This window comes from Pedococcus sp. 5OH_020 (assembly GCF_027812955.1).
Lineage (GTDB): Bacteria > Actinomycetota > Actinomycetes > Actinomycetales > Dermatophilaceae > Pedococcus.
In genome coordinates, this window is the sequence record NZ_JAPYZV010000001.1 from 220,262 (window position 1) to 235,784 (window position 15,523).

The 15,523-nt window shown below is 70.2% G+C and carries 15 protein-coding genes and 1 pseudogene; 10 read left to right on the forward strand and 6 right to left on the reverse strand.

Translation table 11 applies throughout. The features are described from left to right. Positions 1-72: 72 nt before the first annotated feature. Positions 73-1,296, forward strand: coding sequence for a threonine ammonia-lyase (ilvA, locus tag PHA84_RS00990; protein WP_270886215.1), 1,224 nt, complete (start codon positions 73-75; stop codon positions 1,294-1,296). A gap of 103 nt (positions 1,297-1,399) precedes the next feature. Here ilvA and greA read toward each other — a convergent pair whose 3' ends face one another. Together greA and PHA84_RS01000 are read right to left on the reverse strand one after the other, a co-directional pair. Then, positions 1,400-1,894 carry a transcription elongation factor GreA gene (gene greA, locus PHA84_RS00995; protein WP_270886216.1) on the reverse strand — a complete coding sequence of 165 codons (495 nt, stop codon included), beginning with the start codon at positions 1,892-1,894 and terminating at the stop codon, positions 1,400-1,402. A 242-nt stretch (positions 1,895-2,136) separates the two neighbouring features. Continuing rightward, positions 2,137-2,502, reverse strand: a complete 366-nt coding sequence (locus PHA84_RS01000) for a DUF4307 domain-containing protein (RefSeq protein WP_270886217.1) — start codon at positions 2,500-2,502, stop codon at positions 2,137-2,139. A 93-nt stretch (positions 2,503-2,595) separates the two neighbouring features. Here PHA84_RS01000 and mca point away from each other — a divergent pair, with 93 nt between their 5' ends. Genes mca through PHA84_RS01015 form a run of 3 tightly spaced genes read left to right on the forward strand, consistent with a single transcriptional unit; the run spans position 2,596 to position 4,254 of the window. Beyond that, a complete protein-coding gene (gene mca / locus PHA84_RS01005) occupies positions 2,596-3,531 on the forward strand; it encodes a mycothiol conjugate amidase Mca (protein WP_270886218.1) in 936 nt (311 codons plus the stop codon). Further along, a complete protein-coding gene (locus PHA84_RS01010; protein WP_270886219.1) occupies positions 3,528-3,851 on the forward strand; it encodes a hypothetical protein in 324 nt (107 codons plus the stop codon). The genes mca and PHA84_RS01010 overlap by 4 nt, the downstream gene beginning before the upstream one ends. A 16-nt stretch (positions 3,852-3,867) precedes the next feature. Then, positions 3,868-4,254 carry a VOC family protein gene (locus tag PHA84_RS01015; RefSeq protein ID WP_270886220.1) on the forward strand — a complete coding sequence of 129 codons (387 nt, stop codon included), beginning with the start codon at positions 3,868-3,870 and terminating at the stop codon, positions 4,252-4,254. A 9-nt stretch (positions 4,255-4,263) separates the two neighbouring features. Here the strand turns inward: PHA84_RS01015 and trhA are convergent, their stop codons facing one another. Further along, complete coding sequence (gene trhA / locus PHA84_RS01020; RefSeq protein WP_270886221.1) at positions 4,264-4,962, reverse strand: PAQR family membrane homeostasis protein TrhA; 699 nt, start codon at positions 4,960-4,962, stop codon at positions 4,264-4,266. 100 nt (positions 4,963-5,062) lie between these two features. Then, positions 5,063-5,896 (reverse strand): SDR family oxidoreductase, encoded by an 834-nt coding sequence (locus tag PHA84_RS01025; protein WP_270886222.1) that lies wholly within the window; start codon positions 5,894-5,896, stop codon positions 5,063-5,065. 414 nt (positions 5,897-6,310) lie between these two features. Here PHA84_RS01025 and PHA84_RS01030 point away from each other — a divergent pair. The 4 genes and pseudogenes from PHA84_RS01030 to PHA84_RS01045 form a co-directional block, all read left to right on the forward strand. Beyond that, a pseudogene (locus PHA84_RS01030) lies at positions 6,311-6,931 on the forward strand (MBL fold metallo-hydrolase); the annotation flags it as partial. A 229-nt stretch (positions 6,932-7,160) separates the two neighbouring features. Beyond that, the gene (locus tag PHA84_RS01035; protein ID WP_270886223.1) at positions 7,161-7,922 is read left to right on the forward strand and encodes an isoprenyl transferase; all 762 of its coding nucleotides are present in this window, start codon (positions 7,161-7,163) and stop codon (positions 7,920-7,922) included. 405 nt (positions 7,923-8,327) lie between these two features. Further along, positions 8,328-9,614: a PhoH family protein gene (locus PHA84_RS01040; protein ID WP_270886690.1), complete on the forward strand. Its 1,287-nt coding sequence runs from the start codon at positions 8,328-8,330 to the stop codon at positions 9,612-9,614. Positions 9,615-9,927: 313 nt separating this feature from the next. Then, the gene (locus tag PHA84_RS01045) at positions 9,928-10,677 is read left to right on the forward strand and encodes a hypothetical protein (RefSeq protein WP_270886224.1); all 750 of its coding nucleotides are present in this window, start codon (positions 9,928-9,930) and stop codon (positions 10,675-10,677) included. Between the two features lie 133 nt (positions 10,678-10,810). On the opposite strand, the gene PHA84_RS01050 is transcribed toward PHA84_RS01045, so the two are convergent. Together PHA84_RS01050 and coaA are read right to left on the reverse strand one after the other, a co-directional pair. Further along, entirely contained in the window at positions 10,811-12,238 is a 1,428-nt protein-coding gene (locus PHA84_RS01050) for a class II fumarate hydratase (RefSeq protein WP_270886225.1), read from the reverse strand. A gap of 35 nt (positions 12,239-12,273) precedes the next feature. Further along, positions 12,274-13,245 carry a type I pantothenate kinase gene (coaA, locus tag PHA84_RS01055; RefSeq protein ID WP_442952810.1) on the reverse strand — a complete coding sequence of 324 codons (972 nt, stop codon included), beginning with the start codon at positions 13,243-13,245 and terminating at the stop codon, positions 12,274-12,276. A 58-nt stretch (positions 13,246-13,303) separates the two neighbouring features. On the opposite strand from coaA, the gene glmS reads away from it, so the two are divergent. Further along, positions 13,304-15,163, forward strand: a complete 1,860-nt coding sequence (glmS, locus tag PHA84_RS01060) for a glutamine--fructose-6-phosphate transaminase (isomerizing) (protein ID WP_270886227.1) — start codon at positions 13,304-13,306, stop codon at positions 15,161-15,163. A gap of 6 nt (positions 15,164-15,169) precedes the next feature. Next, positions 15,170-15,520 (forward strand): holo-ACP synthase, encoded by a 351-nt coding sequence (locus tag PHA84_RS01065; protein WP_270886228.1) that lies wholly within the window; start codon positions 15,170-15,172, stop codon positions 15,518-15,520. Positions 15,521-15,523: the final 3 nt, after the last annotated feature.

Consider the following 15,523-nt stretch of genomic DNA (forward strand, 5'->3'; position numbering starts at 1 on the left):
GATGCGACGACCGGACATCGAGCAGCACCGAGGTTCGTCTCGGCGCCCTTCGACGGGCGATAGCCTGCGCCCATGGCATCACCGACGCTGTCTGTCTCCCGCGACGACATCCTTGCTGCACAGGACCTGCTCAGCGGGGTCGTCCGGCCCACCCCCCTGGAGTACAGCCGCGCCCTCGCCGACCGAGTGGGCACGGAGGTGTACCTCAAGTGCGAGAACCTCCAGCGCGCCGGGTCCTTCAAGATCCGGGGCGCCTACACCCGCATGGCGAGGCTGTCGGACGCCGAGAAGGCACGTGGCGTGGTCGCGGCCAGCGCGGGCAACCACGCGCAGGGCGTGGCCCTGGCGGGCCAGCTCCTCGGCATCGACGTCAAGGTCTTCATGCCGCACGGGGCTCCGATGCCCAAGCTGGTGGCGACGAAGGCGTATGGGGCCACCGTCGAGCTGGTGGGAACGACGATCGACGAGTGCCTCGTCAAGGCACGGGAGTGGGAGGCCGAGACGGGGGCGGTCCTGATCCACCCGTTCGACCACCGCGACATCGTGGCGGGGCAGGGCACCGCGGGGCTGGAGATCCTCGACCAGTGCCCGGACGTGCGGACGATCGTCGTCAGCACCGGCGGCGGCGGCCTGCTGGCCGGCATCTCCGTCGCCGTGAAGTCCGTTCGCCCCGACGTGCGGATCGTGGGCGTCCAGGCAGAGCAGGCCGCGGCATACCCGTTGTCGCTGGCCGCCGGCAAGCCGGTGTCCTTCGAGAACATGCAGACCATGGCTGACGGCATCGCCGTAGGGCTACCGGGCGACGTCCCCTATGCGCTGGTCCGCCACCTATGCGACGGCGTCGAGACGGTGAGCGAGGAGGAGCTGTCCCGCGCGCTCCTCTTCCTGCTCGAGCGGGCCAAGCTGGTCGTCGAGCCCGCCGGCGCCGCGGCTGTGGCCCACCTTCTCCAGCACGCTGGGGAGCCCGTCGACGGGCCTGTGGTGGCGGTGCTCTCCGGGGGCAACATCGACCCGTTGTTGTTGCTGCGGATCATCCGTCACGGCATGGCCGCCGCCGGGCGCTACCTCCAGTTCCGGGTCCGCGTATCGGACCGGCCGGGGCATCTGGCGAAGCTGCTCGCGGACTGCGCGGCCGTCGACGCGAACGTCCTGGAGGTCGAGCACATCCGCACCGGGACCACGATCACCGTCGACGAGGTGGAGATCGGTCTCCAGCTCGAGACCCAGGGCCGCCAGCACTGCGAGGAGGTCCTGCGCTCCCTTCGCAGCAAGGGGTACCAGCTCAAGTTCGGCTGACAGACAGGTTCGGCTGACAGGCGGACCCGGCCGCACCCTGGTGGGTGCGACCCGGCTGGTGGGCTTGAGTCAGCCCCTGGCTCGCGTAAGCCTGTCGCTCACCTCAGCCCGCGTAGGGCGTCGCCGCCTTGACGGTGACCTCGATCTTCTTGCCGTTCGGCGCCTCGTACGAGGCGGTGTCGCCGATCTTCTTGCCGTTGATCGCGGCGCCGAGAGGCGACTTCTCGCTGTAGACCTCGACGTCGGAGCCCTCGGCGATCTCGCGTGATCCGAGCAGGAAGGTGAGGTCGTCGCCGAACATGTCGACGGTCACGACCATGCCGGGCTCGACGATGCCGTCGTCGGCGGGCCGGGCTCCGACCTTCGCGTTCTCCAGGAGCTGGGTCAGCTGCCGGATGCGAGCCTCCATCTTGCCCTGCTCCTCCTTGGCCGCGTGGTAACCGCCGTTCTCCTTGAGGTCGCCCTCCTCGCGGGCTGCCTCGATCTTCTTGGCGATCTCCGTGCGGCCTTGGCCGGAGAGCTGGTCCAGCTCGGTCTTCAGACGGTCGAAGGCCTCCTGGGTCAGGTAGCTCGCGGTCGGGGTCACGGTCTCGCTCACGGTGTACTCCTTGCTCGGGTCCCCTACGGACGCGGACGCGCCCTGGGGAGGTGTTACGCGTAGCGGCCCGGACCCGGCCACGTTCGCAGTGGCAGGTCCAGACCGCTCGGTGAAAGGACAAGAATAGCGGTCCGCCGCCTGAACGGTCCATTTCCTCGCGGTCGTGACGGCTGCGGCCACCCACGTCGACGGCGTTCCCGGGGCACAGGTGCCAGAACGGTAGACCGCCACAGAACCGCAGGTCAGGCGGGGGAGCAACCCCTCACGCTGCCGCCCACGGATCGCGCCGCGGTTCGCACGACGACCTCCTGATGGACCGACCGCTGGGCGGACGCCGGGACCCGGACCTGCACCTGCCCGACTACGCCATGAGCCGTGTCCTGCGCCTGCACGGTGCAGGTCACCTCCTGCCCCGGGGAGCGGTGCACGTCGAACTCCACCCGGACGCTCCGGTCGTCGAGCACCTTGTACCCCGTGTCCTCCCACGTGACGGCGCCGAGGCGGTTGGCCAGACCGAGCCAGACCGCCAGTGCCACCCCGATGGCACAGCCGACGGAGCCGATCAGCCACCAGCGGCCGGTGCCCGGGGCTGGGCGGGGGAACTGCATGATCGGCCTTCCGGTGGTGAGAGGATGTCGCGAGGTCCTCGTCTCGGCGATGGACCTGACCATTGTCGGCGATGGACGAGCGAGGACTTACAGGTGGCTGACCGGTTGCGGCTCATGGCGGTGCACGCGCACCCGGACGACGAGTCGAGCAAGGGTGCGGCGACCATGGCGAAGTACGCCGCGAACGGCGTGGACGTGCTGGTGGTCTCGTGCACGGGGGGAGAGCGTGGTGACGTGCTCAACCCCAACCTCAAGGACGACGTGCACATCGCCCGGGACCTGCCGAGGGTGCGTCGCGTGGAGATGAAGCGAGCGCAGGAGATCCTCGGCGTCCAGCACACCTGGCTCGGGTTCGTGGACTCGGGGCTGCCGGAGGGTGACCCCCTGCCGCCACTGCCCGACGGCTGCTTCGCCCTCGAGCCGCTGGACGTCACCACCGAGGCGCTCGTGCGTGAGATCCGGCGCTTCCGGCCGCACGTCATGACGACGTACGACGAGAACGGTGGGTACCCCCACCCCGACCACATCATGACGCACACCGTCTCGATGTCCGCCTTCGCGGCGGCCGGGGACCTGACGGCGTTTCCGCACGCGGGGTCCCCCTGGCAGCCCCTGAAGATCTACTACAACTCGCACAACCGCGCGAAGTACGCCGCCTTCCACGAGGCGCTGCTGGCGATGGGCGAGGAGAGCCCGTACGAGGAGTGGCTCAAGGACTGGGACCCGGCCAAGGCGAGGACGGTCACGACCCGCGTCCACTGCGCCGACTACTTCGACCGGCGCGACCAGGCTCTCCTGGCTCATGCGACCCAGATCGACCCCGACGGGTCGTGGTTCCGCATTCCCAAGGACGTCCAGGCTCAGGTGTGGCCGACCGAGGACTTCGAGGCTGCCATCTCTTACGTGCCGGTGGAGCCGATCGAGGACGACCTCTTCGCCGGGATCGGTGACGCCGCGACTGGCGACGAGCTGGCGACCCGGCCCGGGCTCGAGGTGGTCTACGACGGCCGCGTGGGGGCGAACGCATGAACGGCGCGCCCTCCGCGATGGTCTCTCCGGGACTCTGGGGGTTCGTCGCGTTCTTCGCGCTGGCGGTGGCGCTCTACCTGTTGATGCGCAACATGAACGCCCGGATGCGCCGGATGTCCTACCGCGCGGAGCTGGAGCGCGACGCTGAGCGGGAGAAGGATGGTGAGCGGGAGAAGGATGCCGGGCGCGACAAGGACGCCGGCCGGCAGAAGGACGGTGGTCGAGCCGCTTCCGACGACGTCGACGGGTCTGCGGGATCACCTGACGAGAACGGTTCCGGCGGGCAGACTGGGAAGCCCGGCACAGGAGCCGGAGGCTAGCTTCAGGAGGTCGTCCATGAGCGGTCGGATCGTGCACTTCGAGCTTCCGTACGACGACGGCGAGCGTGCCCGTTCGTTCTACGGCAAGCTGTTCGGCTGGGACATCCAGTCCTATCCCGGCATGGAGTACTCGATGGTGTCGACCGGTCCGTCGGGGGACCAGGGGCCCACGGAGCCCGGCTACATCAACGGCGGGATGGGGCCCCGGGGTGAGAGCCTCACCGGTCCTACGGTGGTCGTGGACGTCGGGGACATCGAGGCGACCCTGCGACAGGTGGAGGAGGAGGGCGGGACCGTCCTGGCAGCCAAGCGGCCGGTCGGTCAGATGGGGTGGACCGCGTACTTCAGGGACACGGAGGGCAACGTCGTGGGCCTGTGGGAGACCAGCCACGAGGGCTCGTGAGACGGTTCCTCAGCTGACGGGCCGTGCGCCGTAGACCGTCATCGACGCCGCGATGTAGTGCACGGTGAACGCCGCCACGGTCAGGGTGTGGAAGATCTCGTGGAACCCGAACCACCGCGGAGACGGGTTCGGTCGCTTGATCCCGTACACGAGGGCGCCGAGGGTGTAGAGCAGGCCGCCCACGGCGATCAGCGTCACGACCGTGGGGCCGCCGAAATGGAGCAGCGGTCGCAGGTAGAACACCGCGACCCAGCCGAGCGCGACATACACCGGGGTGTACAGCCAGCGGGGGGCTCCGACCCACAGCACCCTGAAGAGGACGCCCGCGACAGCCCCTGTCCAGACGATCAGCAGCATCGTGCGCGCCTCGGCCCGGGGCAGGAGCAGGGAGAACGGCGTGTAGGTCCCCGCGATGATCAGGAAGATGTTGGAGTGGTCCATCCGCTTCAGCACCCCGGCCACCTTGGGCGACCAGTTGCCCCGGTGGTAGACCGCAGACGTGCCGAAGAGCAGCCAGGCCGTAACGGAGAAGACGGCGGCGGCCACGCGGCCGGCAGTGGTGGGCGCGAAGGCGATCAGGACCAGGCCCGCGACCACCGCGAGCGGGACCATGCCCGCGTGCAGCCACCCCCGCAGCCGGGGCTTGACGGCCGCGACGACGGACTCCATGGGACCCTGCTCCATACGGGCGTCGGGTGTCATCGTCATGAGCCCATCCTAACCTACGGTTCCGTAAGTTACCATTGCGTAACCTTTACCAACGTCCCCCGCAGGCGTGAGCTTGCGCCGGCGCCGGCGCGGCCGCCCGTCACGGACGGCGCCAGTCGTCCTGCTGGAGGTGGGATCCCGCCATGGGGCCCATCTGCAGCATGCCGCCGTCCACCGGCCAGGATGCGCCCGTCACGTACCCCGCCTCGGGCGAGCACAGGAACGCCACCACGGCGGCCACCTCGCGCGCGTCGCCCGGGCGCCGCAGCGGTACGCCCGGGCGGTGGTGCTCCTCGTCCTGGTGCCGAGGCTCCTCGTCCGTCTGGCCCGTCATGGGGGTGGAGATCTCGCCCGGAGCCACGGAGTTGACGGTGATGCCGTGCTCGGCGAGCTCGATGGCGGCGGTCCGCGTCAGGAGCCCGAGGCCGCCCTTGGCCGCGCAGTACGCACCGGCACCCACGCGGGGTTGGTGCTCGTGGACGCTGGTGATGTTCACGATCCGGCCACCTCGACCGGCCTGGACCATGTGTCGGGCGGCCCGCTGAAGGCAGACGAAGGCGCCGTCGAGGTCGGTGGCTACCGTCTGTCGCCAGTCCTCATAGCTCAGGTCGAGCAACAGCGTGCCGGTGCCAGTGCCCGAGCACTGGACGAGGGCGTCGATCCCCCCGAGACGGCCGACAAGGTCGTCGAAGTCGTCGCCGGCGTCCGGCAGCCGGGTCAGGTCAAGGTGAGCCACCTCGGCGGTGCCCCCGACTCGCTCGACCTCGGCTGCGGTCTCCTTGGCGCCTGCCTCGTCCTCGTGCCAGGTGACCCCCACGCGGCAGCCGGTCCTCGCGAGCGCCACGGCGACCGCGCGGCCGATCCCCGAGTCGGAGCCGGTCACGACGGCTCGCTCCACGGAGGTGAGCTGCGGCACGGTCCCGATCTGCGTCATGGTGTCCTCCTCGGTGGTCGGTCGAGGGCTGAGTGGCCCCTGGGACCGAGGCATGCCCGGCCGCGGCCTGCCCCAAACCCCGCTGCAGACCGCGCGGCGCGTTCCGCTGGTCAAGACCTCCTCGGACGGTCCCCCCGCTCTTCCGAAGTCTGGGACTTCGGGTGCTGGCGCGGCGTGTCCCTCCGAAGTCTGGGACTTCGGGTCCTAGCGCCCGTTGTCCCGCCGAGGTCTGGGACTTCGGGTCCTGGCGCGGCGTGTCCCGCGGAAGTCTGGGACTTCGGGTTGTCTCGGTGGGCGATGGGTATACGCCGATGCATGGAGCTCACCGTGGACCTGACCCCGCAGTCAGCGGATCCCGCCGGTGCCACGCAGACCGCCGTGGACGACTCCGTCTTCTTCATCGGCAACGCCACGATGCTCGTACGCTTCGGCGGTTTCACCATCCTCACCGACCCCACGTTCGTCCACCGACACGAGAAGGTGCCGCTCGGCTACGGCATGCACACGACGAGACTCACCGACCCCGCGGTCGACATCGCCGACCTACCCCCGGTGGACCTCGTACTCCTCTCGCACTTCCACGGCGACCACTTCGACCAGGTGGCCCAGCGCGACCTCGACCGGTCGCTGCCGATCGTCACCACCCACCAGGCCTGCAAGGAGCTCGACGAGCTCGGGTTCCACGAGGCCATCGGCCTGGACACGTGGGACAGGGTGACCCTCACCAAGGGGGGTCGCGAGCTGAGCGTCACAGCGTGTCCGGGCCGGCACGGACCCGGGGTCACCGACCTGGTGCTACCCGACGTGATGGGTAGCGTGCTCGAGTCGGACGGGCGCTCCGGTACGAGCCGCAGGGTCTACATCAGTGGCGACACCCTCCTGTACGACGACCTCGAGGAGGTTCCGCGCAGGTATCCGGGCCTCGACCTCGCGGTGCTGCACCTGGGCGGCACCAAGGTCCTGGGGCTGCTCGTCACCATGGACGCCGAGCAGGGGGTCGGTGCGATGCGCCTCATCGACGCCGACCGGACGCTACCCGTCCATTACGACGACTATGACGTGTTCACCTCCTCGATCCAGGAGTTCCTCGACGCGGCTCAGGCTGCTGGTCTGCGGGAGCGCGTCGTAGCCCTCGCCCGCGGCGAGACGTCCTCGCTGGACACCCCCCCGGGGCTGAGCGGCCAGCGGCGCCACGGGGGTAGCGTGGTGGGGCGGCCGGGCACCCGTCCCGGCGTTGGGCAAGCGTTCTGCAAGGAGGCTTTCGGTGGCGCTGTCGGACCTCCTGTACGCCGCATACGAGCGTCGCCTGAGCCGGCGCCTGTCCCGGGCCACCCTGCCCCGCCACGTGGGCGTCATGCTGGACGGCAACCGTCGGTGGGCGAAGGCGCGCGGTCATGGCACGAAGGAAGGCCACCAGGCCGGAGCGGACAACATCGCCAACTTCCTCGACTGGTGCGAGGAGGCCCGGGTCGAGGTCGTGACGCTCTGGCTCCTCTCGACGGACAACCTCAGCAGGCCGGCGGCTGAGGTGGTCCCCCTGCTGTCCATCATCGAGAACACCGTGGCGGATCTCGCCGAGACCAAGCGGTGGCGGATCAACCCCGTCGGCTCCCTGGACCTCCTGCCGGACGAGACGGCGCGCCGCCTCAAGGAGAGCGCGGACCACACCGAGGGCGTGCAGGGTATGACGGTGAACGTCGCGGTGGGCTACGGAGGGCGGCAGGAGATCACCGACGCGGTCCGCTCGATGCTCATCTCTCACGCGGCCAACGGCACGACGATCGAGGAGCTGGCGGAGAGTCTGCAGGTCGAGCACATCGCCGAGCACCTGTACACCAAGGGCCAGCCGGACCCCGACCTGGTCATCCGCACCTCGGGGGAGCAGCGGCTCAGCGGCTTCCTGCTCTGGCAGAGCGCGCACAGCGAGTTCTACTTCTGCGAGGCCTACTGGCCCGACTTCCGGCACGTCGACTTCCTGCGGGCGCTGCGCGCGTACTCCGAACGGAACCGGCGCTTCGGCGGCTAGGGGAGTCGGGCAGGGGCTCCGTGGCGCCGAACGTCCGAGCCGGGGGTCGGACGCTCGGGTGAACTCTGAGCGACACACCGGGCCGCTGCGACCGGCTGACAGGGTCCAGTCGTACCGTCGTCAGTGATGCGGAGCACCCGCCCCGCATTCGGGAGGCCCGACACATGGAGCACACCTCGCTCCGCGCGGAGGGCCGGCACCGGCTCCACCGCGGTGGGCAGGCCAGGTCCCGGCACCTCGCTCGCGAGTAGGCGCATCGCGCCGAAGCGCGCGCTGTGCCGAGGAGAGACATTGGCCTCGAACCACGACACCACTCCTGCCGCCTCCACCACTGCGGCGGCCGCGCCCCGGGGCTCCAGGGCGCCGGTCTCGACCGCGGCCCGAGGCGCGGGCACACGGCCCGCCCTGCGGACCTTCGTGCTGGACACCTCGGTGCTGCTCTCCGACCCGCGCGCCATGCTGCGCTTCAAGGAGCACGAGGTCGTGCTCCCCGTGGTGGTGGTCACCGAGCTGGAGGCGAAGCGCCATCATCCCGAGCTCGGCTACTTCGCCCGCCAGGCGCTGCGCCTGCTCGACGAGCTGAGGCTGCGCGAAGGCAGGCTCGACGCGCCGGTTCCGGTAGGTGACGACGGCGGGACGCTGCGGGTGGAGCTCAACCACACCGACCCCGGGGCCCTGCCCGCGGGCTTCAGGCTCGGGGACAACGACACGCGGATCCTCTCCGTGGCCAAGAACCTGTCCGACGAGGGCTTCGACGTCACGGTCGTCAGCAAGGACCTCCCCATGCGGGTCAAGGCCGCGGCAGTCGGTATGGCGGCCGAGGAGTACCGCGCGGAGCTTGCCGTCGACTCCGGCTGGACCGGGATGGCGGAGCTGGACGTCACTGTCGAGGAGATGGACGCCCTCTACGAGCACGGTCGGGTGGAGAACGCGGCCGCCGCCGAGCTGCCCTGCCACACCGGGCTCGTCCTGCTGTCGCCGCGGGGAAGCGGTCTGGGGCGGGTCGGCGCCGACAAGCAGATCCGGCTCGTGCGCGGTGACCGGGACGCCTTCGGGCTGCACGGCCGCAGCGCCGAGCAGCGCATCGCCCTCGACCTGCTGCTCGACCCCGACGTGGGCATCCTCAGCCTGGGCGGACGCGCGGGAACCGGGAAGTCGGCACTCGCGCTCTGCGCCGGGCTGGAGGCGGTGATGGAGCGGCGGCAGCAGCGCAAGGTGGTGGTCTTCCGGCCGCTGTACGCCGTGGGCGGTCAGGAGCTCGGCTATCTGCCCGGTAGCGAGTCGGAGAAGATGGGGCCGTGGGCGCAGGCCGTGTTCGACACGCTCGGCGCCCTGGTCTCCCATGAGGTGGTGGAGGAGGTGATGGATCGGGGGATGCTCGAGGTCCTGCCGTTGACGCACATCCGGGGCCGCTCCCTGCACGACGCGTTCGTCATCGTCGACGAGGCGCAGTCGCTGGAGCGCAACGTCCTGCTCACGGTCCTGTCCAGGGTCGGCCAGAACTCACGCGTGGTGTTGACCCATGACGTAGCCCAGCGCGACAACCTGCGGGTGGGCCGGCACGACGGTGTGGCCGCAGTCATCGAGGCGCTCAAGGGACACCCGCTCTTCGCACACGTCACCCTCACCCGTAGCGAGCGGAGCCCCATCGCCGCGCTGGTGACAGACCTCTTGGAGGGCCTCGAGATCTGAGCAGGCGCTGCTCCGCCGACAGCTAGCTGGAAGCTCACCTAGCGAACGGTTCGCGACGTTGCCCACGGACTGCCGTGGGCAACGTGGCGGCGCGTGGGCAACGTCGCGGCGCGTGGGCAACGCCACGACGGGTGGCCCCGAGCACCCGAAGCCGTTGTCGCCCCTGCTCGCGAGTTGGGACCAGCGGTCATCCTCGGGTAAGGTCTCGGTTTCATAACGCGCCGGGCCGGGAGTTCAGGGTGGCTTGGGTGCGTCTCCCCAGCCCCGTCGAGGCCACCACGTCCGGTGGTTTTTTTCTTGGAGGAAGCCCCGCATGCGCCAGCCCTACCAGGGCCGCCACCGCCACCTGGCGGCCCAAGGCAGGACACCCTCCCGATCCTCCGGCCTCACCCGGGCCATCCGGCGTCCCGCGGTGACGTCCTGCCTCCTACTCGCAGTGCTGGCCACGACGGCTGCCGGCTACCAGGCCGCGGACCGGCGTCAGACCGGGGCCGCGGCCTATACCGTCAGCACCGAGGCGATCGCCCAGGCGAACGAGCTGGCGGATGCCCAGATCGAGGACACGGCGAGGCTCGCTGCCGCGCGGAGCGAGACGAACGCGACCTCCGCTGCCGTCCAGGAGAGGGACCGCGTGGCAGCCCAGGCCGCCGCGAAGGCCGCTGCTTCGGCTCGCCGGGAAGCTGCTGCCAAGGTGGCCCGCGACAAGGCGCGCAAGGCGCTCGAGGCCAAGAAGCTGGCTCTGCTCGCGAACGCCCAGAAGGACCCCCGCGCCGCAGCCCGCGCGCTGCTCGGTGACTTCGGCTACGGCGCTGGGCAGTGGGGCTGCCTGGACAACCTGTGGAACGGCGAGAGCGGCTGGCGCTGGAAGGCCGAGAACTCCTCCTCCGGCGCCTACGGCATCCCGCAGGCGCTGCCCGGCTCCAAGATGGGCACGGTGGGTCCGGACTGGCGCACCAACCCCGCGACGCAGATCACGTGGGGACTGCAGTACATCAAGTCGTCGTACGGCACCCCCTGTGGCGCCTGGGCAGCCTGGCAGAGCCGCTCCCCCCACTGGTACTGAGCCCCACTGGTACTGAGCCCCACTGGTACTGAGCCCTCACTGGTATTGGGCACGCCAGGGCACTGGGCATGCCAGTCGCTCCTCGTGAGCACGCCAGTCGCGGCAGTGGGGCCGGGCTGACCGAGCCTGCCGTCTACGCCGGCGGGCGGGTCATCGCCAGCACGTCGAGGGCCTCGTCGAGCTGGGCCTCGGTGAGCTGCCCGTTCTCGACGTGGCCCCGCTCCAGGACGATCTCGCGGATCGGTCGCCGCTCCTTGATGGACTGCTTCACGACGGCCGCCGCCGCCTCGTAGCCGATGTACCGGTTGAGCGGGGTGACGATCGACGGTGACCCTTCCGCGAGCTCCCTGGCCCGCTCGTGGTCCGCCTCGATCCCGTCGACGCAACGGTCGGCCAGCAGGCTCGCCGTCCTCGCGAGCAGCCCGGTCGACTCGAGGATGTTCCGTGCCATCACGGGCAGCATGACGTTGAGCTCGAACGCCCCTGACGCCCCCGCCATGGCGATGGCGGCGTCGTTGCCCACCACCTGGACGCACGCCATGAGCGTCGCCTCGGGGATGACCGGGTTGACCTTGCCGGGCATGATGCTCGACCCGGGTTGCAGGTCCGGCAGCCGGATCTCGCCCAGACCGCTGCGCGGCCCGGAGGACATCCAGCGCAGGTCGTTGCAGATCTTCGTCAGGCTAACTGCGACCACGCGCAGGGCCCCGCTCAGCTCGACGACCGCGTCCTGCGCCGACTGGGCCTCGAAGTGGTCCTGTGCCTCGCGGAACTCCACGCCGGTCCGCTCGCTCACGCGGTCGATGACCGCGGCGGCGAAGCCGGGCGCGGCGTTGAGGCCGGTGCCTGCTGCGGTTCCGCCCAGGGGCAGCTCGGCAGTCGCCCGGGCGGCCGCGAGGACCCGCTCGCGGCCCAGCTCGACCTGGCGGGCATAGCCCCCGAACTCCTGTCCCAGCGTGACGGGGACGGCGTCCATGAGGTGGGTGCGACCGGCCTTCACGACGTCCGCGAACTCGCGCTCCTTGGCGCGAAGAGCGGTGGCGAGGTGGAGGAGGCTGGGAGCGAGGTCGCGGTGCGCGGCCAGTGTCGCTGCGATACGCAGGGCGCTCGGGAAGGTGTCGTTGCTGGACTGGCCTGCGTTGACGTGGTCGTTCGGGTGGACGGCCTGCTGTGTAGACAGGTGCGCCAGGCGGGCCAGTACCTCGTTGACGTTCATGTTGGTCGACGTCCCTGAGCCGGTCTGGAAGACGTCGATGGGGAACTGGTCGTCGTGCCGGCCGTCCGCGACCTCGCGCGCGGCAGCGGCGATAGCCTCGGCGAGGCCCGCATCCAGTACCTGCAGCTCCGCGTTGACCTCGGCGGCGGCTCCCTTGACGAGCGCCAGGGCGTGGATGACCCCGGGCGGCACCGGAACGCCCGAGATGGGGAAGTTGTCGACCGCCCGGGCGGTCTGGGCACCCCACAGCGCATCGGCAGGCACCTCCACCTCGCCCATCGAGTCGTGCTCCGTGCGGGTGCTGGGTCGCGTGGTGGTCTCTTCTGCGTCGGTCTGAGGCGGCATAGGTCCATGATGCCCAACGACGTCGCCGCTTGCGTTCAGAGCTTGCGCAAGCGGATCCGCCGGACGCCGTGGTCCTTGCCCTTGGACAGCACGAGCGTGGCCCGGCTGCGGGTCGGCAGCACGTTCTCGCGGAGGTTCACCTCGTTGATCCGGGCCCAGATGTCGGCGGCCGTGGCGCGCGCCTCCTCGTCCGTCAGCGCGGCATACCGGTGGAAGTACGAGTCCGGGTCGGCGAACGCGGTCTCACGAAGGCGCAGGAACCGCTCGACATACCAGTGGCGGATGTCGTCGAGGTGGGCGTCCACGTAGACGGAGAAGTCGAAGAAGTCGCTGACCGCCATCCCCACCCGCCCTCCCTCCTGGACCCGCGGGGCCTGCAGGACGTTGAGCCCTTCGACGATGAGCACGTCCGGCTGACGCACCACGGCCTGCTCCCCGGGAACGATGTCGTAGGTGAGGTGCGAGTAGACGGGCGCACACACCTCGGCCCTGCCGGCCTTCACCTCTGCGACGAAACGCAGCAGCGCACGCCGGTTGTACGACTCCGGAAAGCCCTTGCGCTGCAACAGGTCCCGTCGCTCCAGCTCCGAGTTGGGCCACAGGAAGCCATCCGTCGTGACGAGCTCCACCCGAGGTGTGCCCGGCCATCGTGAGAGCAGCTCCTTCAGGACGCGCGCCGTCGTCGACTTGCCGACCGCCACGGACCCCGCCACCCCGATGACGAACGGTGTCTTCGCGGGCCGCTCGCCGAGGAAGTCCCCGGTGATCCGGTGCAGCCCGGCCGTGGCGCCGACGTAGAAGTTGAGCAGCCGCGACAGGGGGAGGTACACCTGTTCCACCTCGGCGAGGTCGATCCGCTCGCCGAGCCCGCGCAACCGCGCCAGGTCGGAGGCGTTCAGGCTGAGCGGCTGGTTCTCGCGCAGCCGTGCCCATGCCTCGCGGTCGAGCTCGACGTACGGGGACGGGAGCGGGGCCTGGCTGCCTGCGGGATGGCTCACGGTCGCCATTGTCGCCCACGGCCCGGGCGACCCCGTGCGGGCGGACCTGGCCGTTAGGCTGCTCCGCATGTGCGGAATCGTGGGGTATGTGGGTCCGAAGGCGGACGGCAAGGCGCTGGACGTCGTGATGGAGGGCCTGGCGAGGCTGGAGTACCGGGGGTACGACTCGGCCGGTGTCGCGCTCGTCACCTCCGAGGGCGTCGCCAGCGAGAAGCGGGCGGGCAAGCTCGTCAACCTCCAGGGCGCCCTCGACGCCGACAGCCTGCCCGGAGCGACGACGGGCATCGGGCACACCCGCTGGGCGACGCACGGCGGCCCCACGGACGAGAACGCCCACCCGCACCGCGGCGGGGACGACGGCAAGCTGGCCCTCATCCACAACGGCATCATCGAGAACTTCCACGCGCTCAAGAAGGCTCTGCTGGCCGACGGGGTCGCCTTCGAGAGCGAGACCGACACCGAGGTCGCGGCCCACCTGGTGGCCCGGGCGTACGAAGAGACGGGCGACCTGACCCGCGCCATGCAGAACGTCGTCAACCGGCTGGAGGGCGCCTTCACCCTCCTCGCCGTTCACGCTGACAGCCCCGGGGTCGTGGTCGGCGCGCGGCGTAACTCGCCGCTCGTGGTGGGCCTGGGCGACGGGGAGAACTTCCTCGGTTCCGACGTCGCGGCCTTCATCGGCCATACCCGTCAGGCCCTCGAGCTCGGTCAGGACCAGATCGTCACCATCACCGCCGACTCCCACGAGGTCATCAACTTCGACGGCACCGTGGCCCAGGGCAAGCGCTACGAGGTGACCTGGGACGCTGCGGCGGCCGAGAAGGGCGGCTACGCCACCTTCATGGAGAAGGAGATCCACGAGCAGCCGCACGCCGTCGGCGACACGCTGCTCGGCCGGACCGACATCGAGGGGCGGCTCGTGCTCGACGACATGTCGATCAACGAGGACCAGCTGCGCGGGGTGGAGCGGATCATCATCGTGGCGTGCGGCACGGCGGCGTACGCGGGGATGGTCGCGAAGTATGCGATCGAGCACTGGACCCGCATCCCGGTCGAGGTGGCCCTCGCGCACGAGTTCCGGTACTCCGACCCGATCGCGACGGACGGCACGCTGGTGGTCAGCATCAGCCAGTCGGGCGAGACGATGGACACCCTCATGGCCGTCAAGCACGCCCACGAGCTGGGGGCCCTGACGCTGTCCATCTGCAACACGCACGGCTCGACCATCCCGCGCGAGTCCGACGCGGTCCTGTACACCCACGCAGGCCCGGAGATCGCCGTCGCGTCCACCAAGGCGTTCCTGGCCCAGATCACCGCCTGCTACGTCCTCGGGCTCTACCTGGCCCAGCTGCGCGGCGGGACGTTCGCCGACGACGCACAGGCCGTCATGAAGGAGCTGCACGAGATCCCCGCCAAGCTCGAGGAGCTCCTCGGACGGATGGACCGGGTCAAGGAGGTCGCCCGCTTCATGGCGGACACCCGGTCCGTGCTCTTCCTCGGTCGCAACGTCGGCTACCCGGTGGCGATGGAGGGGGCGCTCAAGCTCAAGGAGCTGGCCTACATCCACGCCGAGGGTTTCGCGGCGGGTGAGCTGAAACACGGCCCGATCGCCCTGATCGAGGCCGGACAGCCGGTGTTCATCGTCGTCCCGGGTCCCGGCACCCCGCACGACCTGCACAAGAAGGTCGTCTCGAACATCCAGGAGATCCGCGCCCGTGGGGCGCGGACCCTGGTCGTCGCCGAGGAGGGCGACGAGGACGTCCTCCCGTTCGCCGACGAGGTCATCCGGGTGCCTTCGACCTCGCCGCTGCTCGCGCCGCTGCTGACGGTGGTCCCCCTCCAGATCTTCGCCCTGCACCTGTCCACCGCGAAGGGGCTGGACGTCGACCAGCCGAGGAACCTCGCCAAGTCGGTCACGGTCGAGTAGGCCGGTGTGATCGTCGGAGTGGGCATCGACGTCGTCGATGTCGAGCGGTTCGGGGAGACGCTTCAGCGCACCCCGGCGCTCCTCGACCGGCTGTTCACCGACGAGGAGCGCATCCTGCCGCTCAACTCCCTCGCCGCCCGCTTCGCCGCCAAGGAGGCGCTGGCCAAGGCGCTCGGCGCGCCGGTCGGGCTGCAGTGGCAGGACGCCACGGTCCGGCGCGGCGACGACGGTCGCCCACACCTGCACGTCATGGGCACGGTGCAGGCTCGTGCCGAAGCGCTGGGCGTCCGGGCCATGCACATCTCCCTCTCCCATGACGCCGGAATCGCGTCCGCCGTCGTCATCGCAGAGGGGTGAGGG

Coding starts and splice junctions, on each gene's coding strand:
- ilvA (WP_270886215.1), top strand. CDS start 73: ATGGCATCACCGACGCTGTCTGTCTCCCGCGACGACATCCTTGCTGCA.
- PHA84_RS01000 (WP_270886217.1), bottom strand. CDS start 2,502: ATGCAGTTCCCCCGCCCAGCCCCGGGCACCGGCCGCTGGTGGCTGATC.
- PHA84_RS01010 (WP_270886219.1), top strand. CDS start 3,528: ATGAACGGCGCGCCCTCCGCGATGGTCTCTCCGGGACTCTGGGGGTTC.
- PHA84_RS01015 (WP_270886220.1), top strand. CDS start 3,868: ATGAGCGGTCGGATCGTGCACTTCGAGCTTCCGTACGACGACGGCGAG.
- trhA (WP_270886221.1), bottom strand. CDS start 4,962: ATGACGATGACACCCGACGCCCGTATGGAGCAGGGTCCCATGGAGTCC.
- PHA84_RS01025 (WP_270886222.1), bottom strand. CDS start 5,896: ATGACGCAGATCGGGACCGTGCCGCAGCTCACCTCCGTGGAGCGAGCC.
- PHA84_RS01045 (WP_270886224.1), top strand. CDS start 9,928: ATGCGCCAGCCCTACCAGGGCCGCCACCGCCACCTGGCGGCCCAAGGC.
- PHA84_RS01050 (WP_270886225.1), bottom strand. CDS start 12,238: ATGCCGCCTCAGACCGACGCAGAAGAGACCACCACGCGACCCAGCACC.
- coaA (WP_442952810.1), bottom strand. CDS start 13,245: ATGGCGACCGTGAGCCATCCCGCAGGCAGCCAGGCCCCGCTCCCGTCC.
- glmS (WP_270886227.1), top strand. CDS start 13,304: ATGTGCGGAATCGTGGGGTATGTGGGTCCGAAGGCGGACGGCAAGGCG.